Origin of the sequence: Mesorhizobium sp. M7A.F.Ca.CA.002.09.1.1 (assembly GCF_003998555.1) — a bacterium.
Taxonomy (GTDB): Bacteria; Pseudomonadota; Alphaproteobacteria; order Rhizobiales; family Rhizobiaceae; genus Mesorhizobium; species Mesorhizobium ciceri.
In genome coordinates, this window is the sequence record NZ_RZRR01000027.1 from 1 (window position 1) to 15,755 (window position 15,755).

A 15,755-nucleotide genomic window follows, 5' to 3' on the forward strand; every position below is an offset into this window, starting at 1 on the left:
GACATACACGGCGTAGATCAGCGTCAGGGTGATTTGTGAAAAGCCGAATTGCTGCTTGTAGACGATGTAGAGCGGCGTCAGCACCGTGCTGCCGGCAAACAGCACCGCAATCATCGCGGCGACGGTGGGGATTGCGAGAGCATCGCCACCTGCCCCTTCGTGCGTATGCGCAAAATCGCGAATGGCCATGGCCAACCTCGTCACCAATTTCGGGGATCGAGGATCTAACGCGGTTTCATCCACGACGTTCCAACCGACAGGCAGGCTCCTGACAGCACGGTGGACATTGCTTGAGCGGGATGTCCGCCGGCTGAACAGGCTCGGATCGGGGCCAGCGGCTCCGATCCGTCATCTATCGTTCAACCGGTCGGCGTTACCTGCAAGCAAAGCCGGGCGCGATCTTGCACTTGCCGGGACGCGGCCTGTGCGGCGGCCGATGGTGCGGAGGACGGTGCGGCTTGTGCCAGTGTGGCGGCCGATGCGGCGGACGCACGATGATGATTGGCGGGCGAACGATCTGGGAGCGTTCAAGATAACCGGCGCTGGCCCAGCCGCTCACGCCGCCGCCATGGATTCTACACCAGCCCGGCTGGCAGCCGGTGACATTGACCCTGAAGCCGGCGGGCAGCGTTCCCACTTTGGCGTATCCCGCTCCCGGCCCGCTGCGGACGTTGAGGTTGGTCGAGGTGTGAGCGCTGTAGGCGAAGGCCGCGGCGGACGTCCCGAACACCGCGGCCAGGATGGTCGCGGCCACAAGCAGAAAACGAAATCTCATCAGTCCCCTCCATTCGAATCCCGGCCGTTCATCTGCTTCGGCCAAGACTGCCCTGCAAGAGGAGCGGCCAAGCCAAGAAAAGTCAACAGGTGGGCGGCCGTAACCGTCCTGGCCAGCGGGACTGATGCCGGATTTTCCTTGGACATGGTTGAGGAATTTCGCGGTTGCCATTTATTGGCTCCTCAACATCCGCTAGCGTTACTCTCTTTCGACAATTCATCGCGGGCAAAGGTGGGATCCATGGGCAAAGGCAGGGTCGAGGCATTCACCGATGGCGTCGTGGCTATCATCATCACCATCATGGTGCTTGAGTTGAAAGTGCCGCATGGCGAGGATTTCTCCGCCTTGGTGCCGTTGTGGCCGATCTTCTTCTGCTACGTGCTGTCCTTCATCAATGTCGGCATCTACTGGAACAATCTGCACAACATGTTCCACACCGTTCAGCGGGTCGACGGGCGCGTGCTGTGGGCGAACCTCAATCTGCTGTTCTGGCTGTCGCTGATGCCGGTGACCACAGCCTTCATGGGCGAGAACCACTTTGCGCCGGTGCCGGTAGCAGTCTATGGCACCGACCTCGCGCTATGCGCCATCGCCTACACCATACTCGCCGCCGCGCTGCATCGCCTGCACGGCAATGATACCGCCTTTGCCAAGGCGCTGGGTAATGACCGCAAGGGGAAGCTCTCGCTGGCTGTCTATATCGTGGCCGTCGTGCTGACCTTCGTCAGCCAGTGGATCGGCGTCGCGCTCTATGTGCTGGTCGCGATGATATGGCTCGTACCGGATAGGCGCTTTGCGCGGGTGATCGAAAAGTAGTTGTCTTCACACATTTTCAAGGTAGAGCGCTGCACGGCTTTCCCAAATTGCCCTACTTGCGCATCGCTTTCAGTTTTTCCGCCACCGATGCGGCGAGGTCGGCATAGAGCTCCTCCAGCCGTTCCGCGGCCTTGATGATCGAGAAATCATGGCCGAATTTTTCCAGCGCCATGCGCAGTTTCTCGACGAACTCGGCTTGTTTCTCCAGCGCGGAAAAGAGTGTCTTCACCTGCGCTTCGCTGATGTCGGGATTGGCCAGCATCTGCGGCACCTCGCGGCCCATCTGGTCGCCAATGGCGGTCTGCTCCTTCAGAATTGCAACCCAGTCCGTCAATCAGGAACCTCCGTTTGTCCCCAGGCCTAAATCTCTTTTGCGGGGACAAAGGGCAACATGCGCAGCCTCGGCCGGACTGGTCAACCCGACAAGACGAGCAGAGGCTTGCACCGGCCCGTTCCGGCGCTAAGTTCGGCGCATCGAACAAGGAATCCATCGCCCATGATCACCGACGCCGAGATCCAGACCGCCCTGCCCGCGCTTGCTCCAGGCAATGCCGCCGTGATCACCGGCGCTGCCAGCGGCATCGGTCTGGCGGCCGCCAAGCGGCTTGCATTGCTAGGCATGAAGATCGTGCTGGCCGACATTGGCGGCGCGCGGCTTGACGACGCCTCGCGCGCCGTTTCCGCGATTGCCGGCGACGATGCCGTGCTTGCCGTCGCCGCCGACGTTTCGAAGGCGGATGAGGTGGACCGCCTCGCCGAGAGAGCGTTCGGCGCCTTCGGCGGCGTGTCGCTGCTGATGAACAATGCCGGCGTCGGCGACAACCCCGGAAAGCCGTGGGAAAACCGCGATGCCTGGAAACGGCTGCTGGACATCAATTTCTGGGGCGTTGTGCATGGCGTGGAGGCCTTCGCGCCGCGCATGCTGGCCTCGGCCAGGCCGGGTCTGATCGTCAACACCGGCTCCAAGCAAGGCATCACCACGCCGCCCGGCAATCTTGCCTACAATGTCTCCAAGGCAGGAGTGAAAACCTTCACGGAAGGCCTGGCGCACGCGTTGCGCAACGAACCCGGCGCCCATGTCGCTGCCCATCTGCTGATCCCCGGCTTCACCTTTACCGGTCTGACCGAGGGTGCGACGGAAAAACCGGCCGGCGCCTGGACCGGCGAACAGGTTGTGGATTTCATGCTGGAATCCCTGACCAGGGGAGATTTCTACATCCTGTGCCCGGACAATGAGGCGGCCCGGCCGCTGGATGAAAAGCGCATGGCCTGGGCGATCGGCGACATCATCGAGAACCGCCCCGCTTTGTCGCGCTGGCATCCGGACCACAAAGGCAGTTTCGCAGCCTTCATGAAAGGCTGATCTTCAGGCCGCTTGCTTTTTCGACCCGCGCTTCTGTGCCACGGCCTTCTTCGCCGCGATGTCGGCGATCTGTTCGTCATGCCGCTTTGCCGCACGCTCGCATTTGGCGCGGATTTCCTCGACTTCGGATTCGGTCAGATGCTCGATGCCGATGAAGTGGTTGTGGCCCTTGCCGACCCGGATCAGTTCGTCGAGCTTGGCCTGGATCGCCGCGCCGTCGCGGTTCTGAGTGTTCTGGATCAGGAAGACCATCAGGAAGGTGATGATGGTCGTGCCCGTGTTGATGACAAGTTGCCAAGTGTCCGAAAAGCCGAAGAACGGACCGCTCACCCCCCAGGCGATGATGATGAGGCAACAGACGGCGAATGTCGGCGGCAGGCCGGCTATGCGGGCGACCCAGTTGGCAACCTTGGTGAAATGCTTTTCCATCTATCGAAATCCTCGACGCTGCGGCGCGATGAGAAACAATCAGCGACCGCTTCAGGTTCCCGATGCGAACAAATACCTCAGGTACAATTGCCTGCACGCATAGGGAGAATAGTCTGGAAAACACACCTTATGGGTTCAATGCCACAGTACTCCCGCAGGCAAGAGTGCCTGTTCCTTCCGCTTCACAGCGGTTTACCTCCAGCCCCTTCCGCTGCGCCACCCCCGCATGGCGGAAGGGGTTTCAGTCCGGAGAGCGCGGAGCATGGTTTCCCGAAAGCGCCGACCGGCAGAAGGACAGACGGTCGCTCCACTTTCCCGCAGATTGCTTGGCAGCGCCGGCCTAGGCCTGCTGATGGCCTGCGCGGCCGTGACCGCCAGGGCAGAACCATCAACAGCACCGGCTGCCGAAATAGCGACCGATCCGACAATCACCGGCAGTCTCGAAAGGCATTGGACCAACAACGCGCTGGACAGCGACCATGCGGTCAAGGACTGGTACACACTGTTGCGCGGTTCGCTGCAGCAGCAATGGGGCGACAACGACGCCAACGCGAAATTCAGCGCGGACTTCCAGGTAACGCATTACGACAAGACGTCGATCGAGGACGACCGCGGATTGTCGCTGTCGGCCGAGGCCTTCCGCCGGCTCGGCCCGGGCCTCGAACTGAGGGGATCGCTGAGCTATCGCGTCTCCAGCACCGGCGACAATCTGGATATCGGCCCGCTGACGCTGGGTACGCGCGAGTTCAAGCAGGTCTTCGGCGCCCAGACACAACTCGGCATCGACCTCGGCAACGCCACATCGCTGATCCTCGAGGCCGCCGACAGCTACGAAAAGCTCGGCGCGACGCATTTCCAGGAAGATCTCATCTTGCCGGCGAAGCTGCATGCCGACCGCAATCTCTTCCAGTTGGCGGCTCGGGTCACCCGGACAGTTGGCCAGCTTGCCTTCGGCGCGTCCGCGTCTGCGCTCTTCGCCAGCGTCGAGGAAATCGGTTACCCGCCGCTGTTCCTGTCGTTCAACGCCTATACGCTGCGCGCCGAGGCGGCCTACAAGGCCACCGACGGTTCGACGCTCGGCGTGGCGCTGGGTGCGCAGTTCCTGCGTGGCGCCGATAACATCTACCAGCGCTGGCGTCCGACCTGGCAAGTCACCTTCGGCAAGCCTCTGCCGCACGGCTTCGAGCTGCGCGGCACCTATTTCGGCCGCTACGAAACGTCCGAAACCGACGACCCCCTGGCTTCGTGGCTGCAGCGCGCGGAACTGGAACTGGGCATGAAGGTGCGCGAAAACCTCGGCATCGCTTCCGGCATCTTCTATGAGCTCAAGGACAATTTGCTCTACGAGAACCAGGAGCGCCGCAAGGGCGTCTATGCCGAAGCGACGTACAACGCGACCAAATCGATGGCCATTGTCGTTCGCGTCGACGTTTCCGAGACCTTCAAGACCGTGATCGACGAGCGCGAACACACGGTCGATGCATTTGTGGGCCTGCGGGCGAAGATCTAGCTCATTCCCGCGCTTGACTGGGTAGGCCCACAAGCGGAGGCAGGAGGGTGTTGAAGACCCTCCTGCCCACGACACGTGACATAAGGATGCCCGTGACTTTCCTGCTCAGTGACGGCCGCCCAGCTTGTAGCTGTTGCCGCCAAGGACATTGACGCCGATACCGCTGAGAACGCCGGTAAGGACGTTGGTCTTGTTGCCGTTCAGAATGCCCTGGACGACATTGCCGCTCAGGATGTTGTTGCCACTCAGGATGCCATTGAGCGCGGTCACCTGGCCGACACCGATGGACGGCGACACATTGATCAGGCTACCCGAGCTACCTCCCCAGCCGCCGGCATAGGCGCCGACAGTCGAGAACGAAACCATAGCAGCGGTGAGTACAAAAGCGAACTTCTTCATGACTTCTCTCCATTGTTGCTAGTAGTGTTTTCTTCGACTTCTTACGACTTACCCCCGAAACGAGTAGTGCATTTTGCCGAAAGTCTTGCAACCTTGGAGTGTTTAATTTCACGGATACAATCCGTTTTCCATTTCTTAACTTTAATATTTTACGTTAAGAAAATTGGTTACCGTCGACGTCTTGAGCTGGTCAGACGGCGTCGTTTTCCCAACGATCGAGGAATGCTTCGATCGGCATTGCCTGCATGTCGGGAACCGCTCTGGCGAGCTTTTCGACCGGCCAGTTCCACCAGGCGAGAGCTTCGATCCGCGCCGCGATATCCGGAGCGAAGCGTGGCCGGAGAGCCTTCGCCGGCACGCCGGCGACGATCGCGTAGGGCGGCACATCACGCGTCACCACTGCGTTGGCGCCGACCACCGCGCCATTGCCGATGGTGACCCCGGGCATGATCACCGCGCCGTGGCCGATCCAGACATCATGGCCGATGGTCACGGCTTTCGCCTGCCGCCGTTCGCGGAAGGCGGCATCGACGCCCAGCCAGCGAAAATACTCGTTCGGCCGGTAGCTGAGCTTGTGCTGGGTCAGCCGCTCTATGGGATGCTCCAGCGCATTGATGCGGCTGTTGGCGGCGATCGAGCAGAATTTGCCGATCGTCGTGTAGATCGCTTCCGAATGGCGTTCGAAATAGGAGAAGTCGCCGACGGTGACCTCGCGAAGCACCACCCGCTCGCCGATCGAGGCATAACGCCCAAGCTTGCACGCCTTCAACTCCGCGGTCGGATGGATGCGTGGCTCGGGGTCTTTCGGGACGAGATCTTCGGAACGGTCCATGCCGGCGGCTTTACGCCTAGGCGATTGGTCCCGCAAGCGGGGCCAATCGTCCGTCAGATCGTTTCCCGGCAAGGATTCGCCCAGGCGATTGGTCCCGCAAGCGGGGCCAATCGTGCGCCCGGGAAGGAACTGAATCGCCTATTGCGGCTTGCCTTTGCTCCACACCACGTTCTGGCCGTAGAGCGGCACAGTGGTGACCGACATTTTGGCCGAGCCGTTCTGCACCTGGCGCGAATGCGAGAGATAGATCAGCGTCTCGTTGGCCTTGTCGTAGATGCGGTTCACCACCTGCTTCTTCCAGATCAGGCTGATGCCTTGCTTGAACACTTCCTCGCCGCCCTCGCTCATGTCGATGTCGCCGATGGTGATCGGGCCGGTCTGGCGGCAGGAGATCGAGGAATCGGACGGATCCTCGAACCAGTTGCCCTTGTGCAGGCGATCGATGATGCCGCGATCGAAATAGGAGACGTGACATGTCACGCCCTCCACTTTGGGGTCCTTGATCGCCTCGACGATGATGTCGTTGCCGAGCCAGTCGACGCCGACCTTGCCGACTTCATCGGCCACGGCGGCCCCGGCACCTAGGACAACGCACGCGGCCAAGGCACCGCCGATCAGTCTTCGCCCAATCAGTCCGTGCCCAATCAGTCGTTGCAAGGGACCCTCCTGCGGTTCGAGTTGCCGGTCACAGGTGGGGCGAGCGGCCCGGCTTTGCAAGCAGATAGGTCGACACCGCAGCGGTTGCGGCAACGCGGCACTTTGCCTGTGCGGGGCCGAACCGCTAAGACTGTCACACAGGCGCGGCATTGAGCCGGCGCGACGATTTCTGCAGACGGACTTTTCTGATGATGCGTTCTATCCTGGTCGGTATTCTCGTCCTGATGGCGGCCGGCATCGGCTGGCTGACCTTCGACTGGTATCGCGGCCACTATGGCGGCGAGCCATTCGGGGCCGCCTTTACTCTGGTCGACCAGAAAGGCGCGCCGATCACCGAAGCCGCCTTCCGGGGCCAGCCCAGCGTCGTCTTCTTCGGCTTCACCCATTGCCCCGAGGTCTGCCCGACCACGCTGTTCGAACTGGCCGGCTGGCTGAAGACGCTCGGCGACGACGGCAAGAACCTGCACGCCTATTTCGTATCGGTCGATCCGGAGCGCGACACGCCTGAGGTGATGAACGCCTATGTCAGCAATTTCTCCGACCGTATCGTCGGCATCACGGGCGCTCCGGACAAGGTCCATGCCATGGCCAAGTCGTTCGGCATCTATTGGAAGAAGGTCGACACCGGCGACGGCGACTACACGATGGATCATACCGCCTCGGTGCTGCTGCTCAACGCCAAGGGCGATTTTGCCGGCACAATCGCCTACGGCGAAAGCGCCGATACGGCCATCGCCAAGCTGAAGCGGCTGGCGGCGAAAGGCTGATTACCATTTCATGACCCAGACGCGCCTTTACTTCACCACCGGAAAGATCGAGTCCGTCAGCATTTTCGCGGCGCTTGAGGCGGCCTTCGAGGAAGAGGGGCTGCCGATCGCCGTGCTGGAGGTCGACGAGGACAAGGACATCCACGAAGTGTCGCTCTATGCCGATGGCGACGTCGATGCGGTCGAGACCCGCTTGAAGGACATCCTTGCCGGCCTTTCCCTGTCGAAGCCGATCGAGCGCGAGCCCCTGCCCGACATCGACTGGGTGGCGCATTCGCTGGAAGAGTTGAAGCCGGTGCGTGCCGGACGTTTCTTCGTCCACGGCGCACATGACCGCAGGAAACGCCACAGCGGCGAACTCGCCATCGAAATCGAAGCCGGCCTCGCCTTCGGCACCGGCCATCACGGCACCACCGCCGGCTGCCTGGAAATGCTGGAAAGAGTGGTCCGGCGCGAACACCCGCGCAATGCGCTCGACCTCGGCACCGGCAGCGCGGTACTGGCGATCGCCGTCGCCAAGCTGGCGCACATTCCGGTGCTGGCCACCGACATTGATCCGGTGGCGGTGCGGGTGGCTGCCGCCAATGCGCGGCTCAACCACGTCAAGGCACTGGTGGAAACAGCAACCGCGCCCGGCTTTCACCATCCGATCTTCGGCAAGCGCGCACCCTTCGATCTGATCGTCGCCAACATATTGGCGCGGCCGCTGATGCGGCTGGCGCCGCAAATGGCCCATCATATCGCACTTGGCGGTTCGATCGTGCTGTCGGGCATCCTCGAGCGCCAGCGGGACGCGGTCATCTCGGCCTATGTCGGCCAGAATTTCCGCCATGTCAGAACCTTGCACCGCGAGGGCTGGGTGACGATCCACCTGAAGCATTAGACCGGCACCGACCGAGCCTGGACCAAATTCCCCCAGTTGTCAGTCCGGCGATGCTGTAGCAGGTTGCGCGCAGCCGGAAATCGATTCCGATTTCCGCGACCGTACGCTACGGTTGCGCGGACATGCAGGAGGCCCACCATGTTCCAGACCTTCGATTCCGCGGGCGACCCGGCCGTCGGCAAACCGCGCGTGGCGCTGCTGCGCCAATGGCTTGAAGCCAACGGGCTGGACGGCTTCATCGTCCCGCGTGCCGACGAGCATCAGGGCGAATATGTCGCCGATCGTTCGGCGCGGCTGAAATGGCTGACCGGCTTCAGCGGCTCGGCCGGCGTCGCCATCGTCCTGCGCGACCGCGCCTTCGTCTTTGTTGACGGGCGCTACACGCTGCAGGTGCGCAGCGAGGTCGATCTCGACGTCTTTTCGATCGAAAGCCTGGTCGACAATCCGCCGGCTGTCTGGCTGAAAGACAATCTTGGCAAGGGCGCACGGCTCGGCTTCGATCCATGGCTGCACACGATCAGCGAGGTCAAGGCGCTGCAGGCCTCAGTCGACAAGAACGGCGCCGTACTGGTGCCGCTCGACAAAAACCCGATCGACATCATCTGGAAGGATCAGCCCGACGCGCCGGTGGCTCCCGTCGAGCTCCACCCGATCGGCTTTGCCGGCGAGCTCGCCAAGGACAAGCTGGCGCGGCTAGCGGCGGCGATCGCCAAGGACGGCGCCACCCATGCGGTGCTGACCGACCCCTCCTCCATCGCCTGGGCCTTCAACATCCGTGGCGGCGACGTGCCGCACACGCCGCTGGCGCTCGGCTTCGCCATCCTCGCCGCCGATGGGTCGCACCAGCTTTTCATGGATAAGCGCAAATTCTCGCGCCAGGTCGCCGCCTACCTCACCCAGCTCGCCGAGCCGCATGAGCCCGGCGAATTCGAAGCCGCGATCACAGCGCTTGCCAAGAGTGGCGCGAAAATCGCGCTCGACCCGGTGCTGGCGGCTGACCGGCTGCGCATGCTGGTCGAGGACAATGGCGGCGCCGTCATTGCAGCAGCAGATCCTGCCCGAATCCCGCGCGCCACCAAGAACCAGGCCGAGATCAACGGCTCGCGCGCCGCGCATCGGCGTGACGGTGCGGCCGTGGCGAAATTGCTGTGCTGGCTGGAGCGGCAAAAACCCGGCTCGCTCGACGAGATCGCTGTCGTCACCAGGCTGGAGGAACAGCGCCGGCGGACCGGCGAGGAAACCCAGATGCCGCTGCGCGACGTCTCCTTCGACACCATTTCGGGCGCCGGCCCGAACGGCGCCATCATGCATTACCGCGTGTCGCGCGCCACCAGCCGCAAGCTGCAGGCCGGCGAGCTGTTCCTGCTCGATTCCGGCGCGCAGTATCAGGACGGCACCACCGACATCACCCGCACCGTGCCGATCGGCCAGCCGACGCAGGAGATGCGCGAACGCTTCACCCTGGTGCTGAAAGGCATGATCGGCATTTCCACCTTGCGCTTTCCCGCCGGCACGCGCGGCTCCGAGATCGATGCCGTCGCGCGCATGGCGCTGTGGAAGCACGGCTGCGACTTCGCCCACGGCACCGGCCATGGCGTCGGCTCGTATCTGGCCGTGCATGAAGGCCCGCAGCGTATCGCCCGCACCGGCACCGAAAAGCTGCTCGAAGGCATGATGCTGTCCAACGAGCCCGGCTACTACAAGGAAGGCTCCTACGGCATCCGCATCGAGAACCTGATCCTGGTGACGCCGGCGCAAGAGATCGAGGGCGGCGACATCGCCATGCACGGCTTCGAGACGCTGACGCTGGCGCCGATCGATACCAGGCTGGTGCAGTCGGACCTTCTGACGCGTGACGAGCTGCATTGGCTGGACTCGTACCACGCGCGCGTGCTGGCCGAGATCGGCCCGATGCTCGACGGCGAAACGCTGGCCTGGCTGGAGAAGGCCACCGCGCCGCTGCCGCACGACGCGAAGATTTGATTTTTCTGAGGCGCCGAGGGCGTGTCGAGATTCAGGTCAGGACGAGCGAAAACGATGGGTTCCGTGAACCGGAGCGAAGCGTACTTTTGGGTACGTGAGCTCAGTTCTACCGCGACGCGGTAGAACGGGGAAGCGCAGGAAGCCGCCGTTTGCAGGCCGTCATCACCTGAATATCGATACGCCCTACCCGACGAACTGCCGCGCCACGATCAATACCGCCGCGCCCGCCAAAAACATCGCCATCAACCCACCGCGCAGCGAAACCACGGCGGTGACCACCAGTGCGGCCCATTCCGCCGGGCCGGCGTTCAACAGCTCGGGCGCTACCAGCGTCGTCAGCACCGCCGCCGGCACGGCATTGAGGCCGGCCTCGACGCGGGGATGGATGGTATCGAAGCGCGATATCACCAGGTGCCCGCCGATGCGCGTCAGATAGGTCGCGATTGCGCCGGCGATAATGATCCAGAAGGTCGTGCTCATGGCCGTGCCTTTACGCCGCTATGGTGGGGAGGCAGGATGACCGCCAGCAGCACACCGGCAACAGCGCCAATCGAGACATGCCAGGGCGAGCCCACGGTCTTGTAGGCGATGATGGAGGCGGCAGCGCTGGCAATGACCACCGGCAGCCACAGAGGCCGCTTGCGGAAGCCCAGCACGAGACCGAGGAAATAGATCGGCAGCAGGAAATCGATGCCCAGCGCGTGCGTGTCGGGGATCAGCTTGCCGAACAGCGCGCCAAGCGCGCTTTCGAGGATCCAGAACAGATAGACAGGCAAGCCAAGTCCCAGATACCAGGCAAAGCCGACCGTCCGGCCCGATTGCGCCCGCGCTTCGGCCACCGCGAATTGCGGATCGGTCAGGATGAAATAACCAAGCGCCTGCTGGATGAGGGGCCAGTGCGCGATGCGCCGGCCGATGCCGGCGGAATAGAGCACGTGGCGGAAATTGACGGCGAAGATCGACAGGACGATCAGCCACGGCGCCACATGCTGGCCGAACAGCTGGATGCCGACCATCTGGCTGGCGCCGCCATAGACCAGCGCACTCATCAGAAAGGCTTCCAGGACCGAGAAGCCATTGTCCACGGCGAGCGCGCCGAACAGCACCGCAAAGGGCGCCGAGGCCACCACCACAGGCATCGACAGCCGCACGCCTTGCCAGAAATCGCTTCTGTCGCCGCTCTCGGAAATTACGTCCGTCGCCATCAACCACTCCTGATGCATGTCGCCCAAAAGGGGGATAACGACATGCACAACAACAAGGGAAGCGCGGTATGTAGGTGGCGCGGCTTGCCGTGTCACACGAATTCGCTTGAGCCAAACGATCAGCGGAAATGATCGCGGGATCGGCTGAGTTAGACGCTTATTCCTTCGGGATCTTGCCCTCGATCGCCCTGCCCCAGTCGAGCAGCGGCTTGGCGCGCAAGGTGAAATCGACGAGTTCGTCGACCAGATCAGCCGTGTGGATTCCCGCCGGATCGATGACATGCTGGACGACAAAATGCCGGTTGCGGATGGCGGCGGCCAGGTCGGCATCGCTGATATGCTCGAAGCCGCGTGGGGTGCGCTTCATACGGCCTTCGGTCTCGAGTTCGAGGCTATTTTTCTTCAACGCCGCAACCATCTTTTGGAATTCGCCCGGCTTTGCCGCGATGGCCTTGCGCATCGCCAGCAGCAGCGCCGGCTCCGGCTGCCACCACGCAATGTCGGCGAAGCAGCGCTCAAGCCCGACATGCACGTAGAACACGCCCTGCTCCATCTTGGTGCCGTCGGGCGACAGGATGGCCGACAAATGCCTGTTGTAGGGCCGCTTGTCCTTGGCGAAGCGCACGTCGCGATTGATCCGGAACAGCGACTTCTTGCGGTCGCCGCGCAGGCCGAGCCCTGCCTTTGCGAAGCGCTCGGTCAGCGTGTCGACCAGATCGCCGAAGGGATCGCGCAATTCCTTTTCGAACAGGTCGCGATTCTCCAGGAACCATTCCCGGTTCTGGTGGAAATCCAGAGCCTTCAGGAACGGAATGGCCTTTGGGCCGAACCCCTTGAATGCGCCTTCCATCACGCCTTGCCGATCCGCGCCAGCCAGGCATCCTCGTCGATCACCTCGATGCCGAGCTCACTGGCAAGCTTGAGTTTGGAGCCGGCGCCCGGCCCGGCGACCACCAGATCCGTCTTCGCCGAAACCGAGCCCGCGACCTTGGCGCCGAGGCGCTCCGCCATGGCCTTGGCTTCGGAGCGCGTCATCTTCTCCAGCGAGCCGGTGAACACGACCGTCTTGCCGGCGACCTCACTGTCGGCCGAGACGGTGACGACATACGGCTTCGGCTTGACCTGCTCGAGCAGCTTCTCAAGCACGTCGTCGTTGCGCTCATTGCCGAAGAAGCCGCGCAGCGCATCGATCACCGTATCGCCGATGCCGTTGACCGATGGGAAGACAGTATGTGGATCCTCCGCGGCCGCTGTCTCCTTGCCGACGCGGATCAGCTCCTCGATGGTCGAGAAGGTGCGGGCAAGCACGGCCGCCGTCGTTTCGCCGATATGGCGGATGCCGAGCGCGAAGATGAAACGGTCGAGTTCCGGCTCGCGGCGCGAGTCGATGGCCGCGAACAGCTTGTCGAGGCTTTCATAGTTGCGATCCTCGACGCTGCGCACATTCTTGCGTGTCTTGCCCGATGCGGCCTCGCGCTGCCTGGCCTGCTCCTCGCGGCGCTCGGCCAGCGCCCTGGTGACGGCCGGACGGCGATCCTTGAGCGTGAAGATATCGGCGGCGGTCTTGATCAATCCCGCATTGAAGAACGTATCTATGTTCTCGGCCCCCAGCCCCTCGATGTCCAGGGCACCGCGCGACACGAAGTGGCGCAATCCTTCCACCGCCTGCGCCGGGCAGATCAGCTCGCCGGTGCAGCGGCGGCGGGAATCTTCCTTGCCGGTCTTCTCGTTGATCTCGCGCGTCGCCGGCGAGCCGCAGATCGGACAGGTATGCGGGAATTCGTATGGCACGGCATCGGCCGGCCGCTTGTCGATGACGACACTGACGATCTGCGGAATGACATCGCCTGCCCGCTGGATCACCACCGTATCGCCGATGCGCACGTCGATGCCGTCGCGGATCGGCTGGCCGGTGCTGTCCAGGCCCTTGATGTAGTCCTCATTGTGCAGCGTGACATTCTCGACCACGACGCCACCGACAGTGACCGGCGCCAGCCGCGCGACCGGCGCCAGCGTGCCGGTACGGCCAACCTGGATGTCGATCTTCTGCACAGTCGTCATCGCCTGTTCGGCCGGAAATTTGTGCGCGACGGCCCAGCGCGGCTCACCGGTGACGAACCCCCATCGGCGCTGCAATTCCAGCTGGTCGACCTTGTAGACGACGCCGTCGATATCATAGCCAAGTGCCGAACGTTGCTCCTCGATCCGATGATAATGCGCGATCAACTCGTCGGCCGATTTCGCCCGCACCATCAGCGGACTGATCTTGAACCCCCACTCGGCGAATTTCTGCACCGAATCATATTGGGTCGGAGCCGGATCCGCTGTCGTATAGCCCCAGGCATAGGCAAAGAATTTGAGGTTGCGGCTGGCGGTAACGGACGGATCCTTCTGGCGCAGCGAACCGGCCGCCGTGTTGCGCGGATTGACGTAGTCCTGGCCGCCGACCGCCGCCGACCGCTGCTTCAACGCCTCGAATTCCGCATAGGTCATGTAGACCTCGCCACGGATCTCAATGGTTTCGGGCCAGTCCGAACCTTTCAGCCTCGCTGGAATATCGGCAATCGTCTTCAAATTGGCGGTGATGTCTTCGCCGACGGCGCCGTTGCCACGCGTTGCGCCCTGCATGAACACACCGTTTTCGTAACGCAGCGAAGCCGAAAGCCCGTCGATCTTCGGCTCGGCCGTGAAGGCGATGTCGAGCTCCTTGTCGCGATCGAAGAACCGCCGGCCGCGTTCGATGAAATCGGCGACGTCATCGTCGGTATAAGCCTTGGCAAGGCTGAGCATCGGCACCGCATGGCGCACCTTGGTAAAGCCTTCCGCGGGTGCCGCACCGACCCTGAGCGATGGCGAATCCTCGCGCACCAGCGCTGGAAAGCGCTCCTCGATGGCAAGGTTGCGCCGTGCCAGCGCATCGTATTCCGCGTCGGTGATAATAGGCGCGTCTTCGGTATGGTAGCGCCGGTCGTGCTCGGCGATCACTTCCGCCAGACGCTTCAGCTCGGCTTCGGCCTCGCTTTCGGTCAGGGCATCGACTGGTTTTTCGGACATGGTTTTGCACCTGGCTGCTGTTGGCCCGGGACAATAGATCAGGATTCGGATGGAAGGGAGCTGAATTCTGACAAAACCACGCCGAAACAGCGGGATGGAGCCATATGCTGACTCTGTTGCAAAGCCCGGATTTTCACTGGTCGGCGAACCGTAGGTGGTGGGTCAGTCTGAAATCCCATCGGTCACTGAGCACTCAATCGCGTCGGACCGTGCATCGACGAACAGTCGGGTTCCATCTGTGAATTCAATCAGTACTTCTGCCGCACGAAACCGCCAAACGTGGATCACCATTTTTCCTGAGAGAAGTTTTGTCAATTCGACAGTTTCCTCTTCCAAATCCATCGGATTCTCCTAAGCCGCTGAGTGTTTCTTATACGGCCCGCGAACCGTTGGCTTCTCGGCTTCCTTTGCTTCGATCCACTGCCGAACCATGCGCCATCAGGACGCCGCGATGTTCTCGCGCAGCAGTCGCTCGGCGGCGGCGCGGGCCTCGTCGGTGATCGTGGCGCCGGCCAGCATGCGCGCGATCTCCTCTTGCCGCGCCGGCCGGTCCATCTCGGCAATGCCGGTCGCGACACGGTCGGTGGTGCCGGATTTGGAGATCAGGAAATGCGTCGCCGCGCGCGCCGCCACCTGTGGCGCGTGCGTCACCGACAGCACCTGCACGCGCTTCGACAGCCGCGCCAGCCTTTGGCCGATGGCGTCGGCGACAGCGCCGCCCACGCCGGTGTCGATTTCATCGAAAACCAGCGTCGGCGCCGAGCCACGGTCGGCCAGCGCCACCTTCAGCGCCAGAAGGAAGCGCGAAAGCTCGCCGCCGGAGGCCACCTTCATCATCGGCCCGGGCCGCGTGCCTGGATTGGTGCGCACCCAGAATTCGATCTGGTCAATGCCCTCTTCCATGCGGCTCTCGGCATCGCTCTTCATTTCCACGATGAAGGCCGCGCGTTCGAGCTTCAGGGCCGGCAGTTCCGCCATGACCGCCTTGGTCAGGCCGACCGCCGCCGCATGACGAAGCGAGGACAGCTGTGCGGCTGCGATGTCATACGTCTCGCGTGCCGCGGCGGCCTGCTTTTCCAGCC

General features: G+C 62.7%; 17 protein-coding genes and 2 pseudogenes. 6 read left to right on the forward strand and 13 right to left on the reverse strand.

Annotated elements, in window-relative coordinates; all coding sequences use genetic code 11:
• Positions 1-189, reverse strand: a pseudogene (locus EN994_RS02555) (MFS transporter); the annotation flags it as partial.
• Between the two features lie 184 nt (positions 190-373).
• Positions 374-775, reverse strand: coding sequence for an SH3 domain-containing protein (locus EN994_RS02560; RefSeq protein ID WP_063168298.1), 402 nt, complete (start codon positions 773-775; stop codon positions 374-376).
• A gap of 240 nt (positions 776-1,015) precedes the next feature.
• Between EN994_RS02560 and EN994_RS02565 the strand changes: the two genes are divergently transcribed.
• Positions 1,016-1,591: a TMEM175 family protein gene (locus EN994_RS02565; protein WP_013530981.1), complete on the forward strand. Its 576-nt coding sequence runs from the start codon at positions 1,016-1,018 to the stop codon at positions 1,589-1,591.
• Between the two features lie 52 nt (positions 1,592-1,643).
• On the opposite strand, the gene EN994_RS02570 is transcribed toward EN994_RS02565, so the two are convergent.
• Positions 1,644-1,925: a hypothetical protein gene (locus EN994_RS02570; protein ID WP_027160626.1), complete on the reverse strand. Its 282-nt coding sequence runs from the start codon at positions 1,923-1,925 to the stop codon at positions 1,644-1,646.
• A 162-nt stretch (positions 1,926-2,087) separates the two neighbouring features.
• Between EN994_RS02570 and EN994_RS02575 the strand changes: the two genes are divergently transcribed.
• A complete protein-coding gene (locus EN994_RS02575; protein ID WP_013530979.1) occupies positions 2,088-2,954 on the forward strand; it encodes an SDR family NAD(P)-dependent oxidoreductase in 867 nt (288 codons plus the stop codon).
• A gap of 3 nt (positions 2,955-2,957) precedes the next feature.
• Here the strand turns inward: EN994_RS02575 and EN994_RS02580 are convergent, their stop codons facing one another.
• Positions 2,958-3,383, reverse strand: coding sequence for a low affinity iron permease family protein (locus tag EN994_RS02580; RefSeq protein ID WP_013530978.1), 426 nt, complete (start codon positions 3,381-3,383; stop codon positions 2,958-2,960).
• 352 nt (positions 3,384-3,735) lie between these two features.
• Here EN994_RS02580 and EN994_RS02585 point away from each other — a divergent pair, with 352 nt between their 5' ends.
• The gene (locus tag EN994_RS02585) at positions 3,736-4,893 is read left to right on the forward strand and encodes a hypothetical protein (protein WP_164745794.1); all 1,158 of its coding nucleotides are present in this window, start codon (positions 3,736-3,738) and stop codon (positions 4,891-4,893) included.
• A 105-nt stretch (positions 4,894-4,998) separates the two neighbouring features.
• On the opposite strand, the gene EN994_RS02590 is transcribed toward EN994_RS02585, so the two are convergent.
• From EN994_RS02590 to EN994_RS02600, 3 genes are all read right to left on the reverse strand, one after another.
• On the reverse strand, positions 4,999-5,292 hold the full coding sequence (locus EN994_RS02590; RefSeq protein ID WP_013530976.1) for a hypothetical protein: 294 nt from the start codon (positions 5,290-5,292) through the stop codon (positions 4,999-5,001).
• 190 nt (positions 5,293-5,482) lie between these two features.
• Complete coding sequence (locus tag EN994_RS02595; RefSeq protein WP_063168299.1) at positions 5,483-6,124, reverse strand: DapH/DapD/GlmU-related protein; 642 nt, start codon at positions 6,122-6,124, stop codon at positions 5,483-5,485.
• Positions 6,125-6,262: 138 nt separating this feature from the next.
• Positions 6,263-6,781 carry a CreA family protein gene (locus EN994_RS02600; protein ID WP_024501452.1) on the reverse strand — a complete coding sequence of 173 codons (519 nt, stop codon included), beginning with the start codon at positions 6,779-6,781 and terminating at the stop codon, positions 6,263-6,265.
• 188 nt (positions 6,782-6,969) lie between these two features.
• Between EN994_RS02600 and EN994_RS02605 the strand changes: the two genes are divergently transcribed.
• The 3 genes from EN994_RS02605 to EN994_RS02615 all read left to right on the forward strand — a co-directional run bounded on the left by EN994_RS02605 (position 6,970) and on the right by EN994_RS02615 (position 10,414).
• Positions 6,970-7,548, forward strand: a complete 579-nt coding sequence (locus tag EN994_RS02605) for an SCO family protein (RefSeq protein WP_013530973.1) — start codon at positions 6,970-6,972, stop codon at positions 7,546-7,548.
• Between the two features lie 10 nt (positions 7,549-7,558).
• Entirely contained in the window at positions 7,559-8,431 is an 873-nt protein-coding gene (locus EN994_RS02610; RefSeq protein ID WP_013530972.1) for a 50S ribosomal protein L11 methyltransferase, read from the forward strand.
• Between the two features lie 138 nt (positions 8,432-8,569).
• On the forward strand, positions 8,570-10,414 hold the full coding sequence (locus EN994_RS02615; protein ID WP_063168300.1) for an aminopeptidase P family protein: 1,845 nt from the start codon (positions 8,570-8,572) through the stop codon (positions 10,412-10,414).
• 183 nt (positions 10,415-10,597) lie between these two features.
• Here EN994_RS02615 and EN994_RS02620 read toward each other — a convergent pair whose 3' ends face one another.
• The 6 genes and pseudogenes from EN994_RS02620 to EN994_RS02645 form a co-directional block, all read right to left on the reverse strand.
• On the reverse strand, positions 10,598-10,894 hold the full coding sequence (locus EN994_RS02620) for an AzlD family protein (RefSeq protein ID WP_013530970.1): 297 nt from the start codon (positions 10,892-10,894) through the stop codon (positions 10,598-10,600).
• Positions 10,891-11,619 (reverse strand): AzlC family ABC transporter permease, encoded by a 729-nt coding sequence (locus EN994_RS02625; protein ID WP_063168301.1) that lies wholly within the window; start codon positions 11,617-11,619, stop codon positions 10,891-10,893. Before EN994_RS02625 ends, EN994_RS02620 begins: the two co-directional genes overlap by 4 nt.
• A 157-nt stretch (positions 11,620-11,776) precedes the next feature.
• The gene (locus tag EN994_RS02630; RefSeq protein WP_063168302.1) at positions 11,777-12,469 is read right to left on the reverse strand and encodes a TIGR02453 family protein; all 693 of its coding nucleotides are present in this window, start codon (positions 12,467-12,469) and stop codon (positions 11,777-11,779) included.
• Positions 12,469-14,673, reverse strand: coding sequence for an NAD-dependent DNA ligase LigA (ligA, locus tag EN994_RS02635; RefSeq protein WP_063168303.1), 2,205 nt, complete (start codon positions 14,671-14,673; stop codon positions 12,469-12,471). The genes EN994_RS02630 and ligA overlap by 1 nt, the downstream gene beginning before the upstream one ends.
• A gap of 162 nt (positions 14,674-14,835) precedes the next feature.
• The gene (locus EN994_RS02640; protein WP_063168304.1) at positions 14,836-15,015 is read right to left on the reverse strand and encodes a hypothetical protein; all 180 of its coding nucleotides are present in this window, start codon (positions 15,013-15,015) and stop codon (positions 14,836-14,838) included.
• A 96-nt stretch (positions 15,016-15,111) separates the two neighbouring features.
• Positions 15,112-15,755, reverse strand: a pseudogene (locus EN994_RS02645) (DNA repair protein RecN); the annotation flags it as partial.

What these genes read in the sequence shown, in the direction of transcription:
- EN994_RS02560 (WP_063168298.1), bottom strand. Translation starts at nt 775, where the DNA reads ATGAGATTTCGTTTTCTGCTTGTGGCCGCGACCATCCTGGCCGCGGTG.
- EN994_RS02565 (WP_013530981.1), top strand. Translation starts at nt 1,016, where the DNA reads ATGGGCAAAGGCAGGGTCGAGGCATTCACCGATGGCGTCGTGGCTATC.
- EN994_RS02575 (WP_013530979.1), top strand. Translation starts at nt 2,088, where the DNA reads ATGATCACCGACGCCGAGATCCAGACCGCCCTGCCCGCGCTTGCTCCA.
- EN994_RS02580 (WP_013530978.1), bottom strand. Translation starts at nt 3,383, where the DNA reads ATGGAAAAGCATTTCACCAAGGTTGCCAACTGGGTCGCCCGCATAGCC.
- EN994_RS02585 (WP_164745794.1), top strand. Translation starts at nt 3,736, where the DNA reads ATGGCCTGCGCGGCCGTGACCGCCAGGGCAGAACCATCAACAGCACCG.
- EN994_RS02590 (WP_013530976.1), bottom strand. Translation starts at nt 5,292, where the DNA reads ATGAAGAAGTTCGCTTTTGTACTCACCGCTGCTATGGTTTCGTTCTCG.
- EN994_RS02595 (WP_063168299.1), bottom strand. Translation starts at nt 6,124, where the DNA reads ATGGACCGTTCCGAAGATCTCGTCCCGAAAGACCCCGAGCCACGCATC.
- EN994_RS02605 (WP_013530973.1), top strand. Translation starts at nt 6,970, where the DNA reads ATGATGCGTTCTATCCTGGTCGGTATTCTCGTCCTGATGGCGGCCGGC.
- EN994_RS02610 (WP_013530972.1), top strand. Translation starts at nt 7,559, where the DNA reads ATGACCCAGACGCGCCTTTACTTCACCACCGGAAAGATCGAGTCCGTC.
- EN994_RS02615 (WP_063168300.1), top strand. Translation starts at nt 8,570, where the DNA reads ATGTTCCAGACCTTCGATTCCGCGGGCGACCCGGCCGTCGGCAAACCG.
- EN994_RS02620 (WP_013530970.1), bottom strand. Translation starts at nt 10,894, where the DNA reads ATGAGCACGACCTTCTGGATCATTATCGCCGGCGCAATCGCGACCTAT.
- EN994_RS02625 (WP_063168301.1), bottom strand. Translation starts at nt 11,619, where the DNA reads ATGGCGACGGACGTAATTTCCGAGAGCGGCGACAGAAGCGATTTCTGG.
- EN994_RS02630 (WP_063168302.1), bottom strand. Translation starts at nt 12,469, where the DNA reads ATGGAAGGCGCATTCAAGGGGTTCGGCCCAAAGGCCATTCCGTTCCTG.
- ligA (WP_063168303.1), bottom strand. Translation starts at nt 14,673, where the DNA reads ATGTCCGAAAAACCAGTCGATGCCCTGACCGAAAGCGAGGCCGAAGCC.
- EN994_RS02640 (WP_063168304.1), bottom strand. Translation starts at nt 15,015, where the DNA reads ATGGATTTGGAAGAGGAAACTGTCGAATTGACAAAACTTCTCTCAGGA.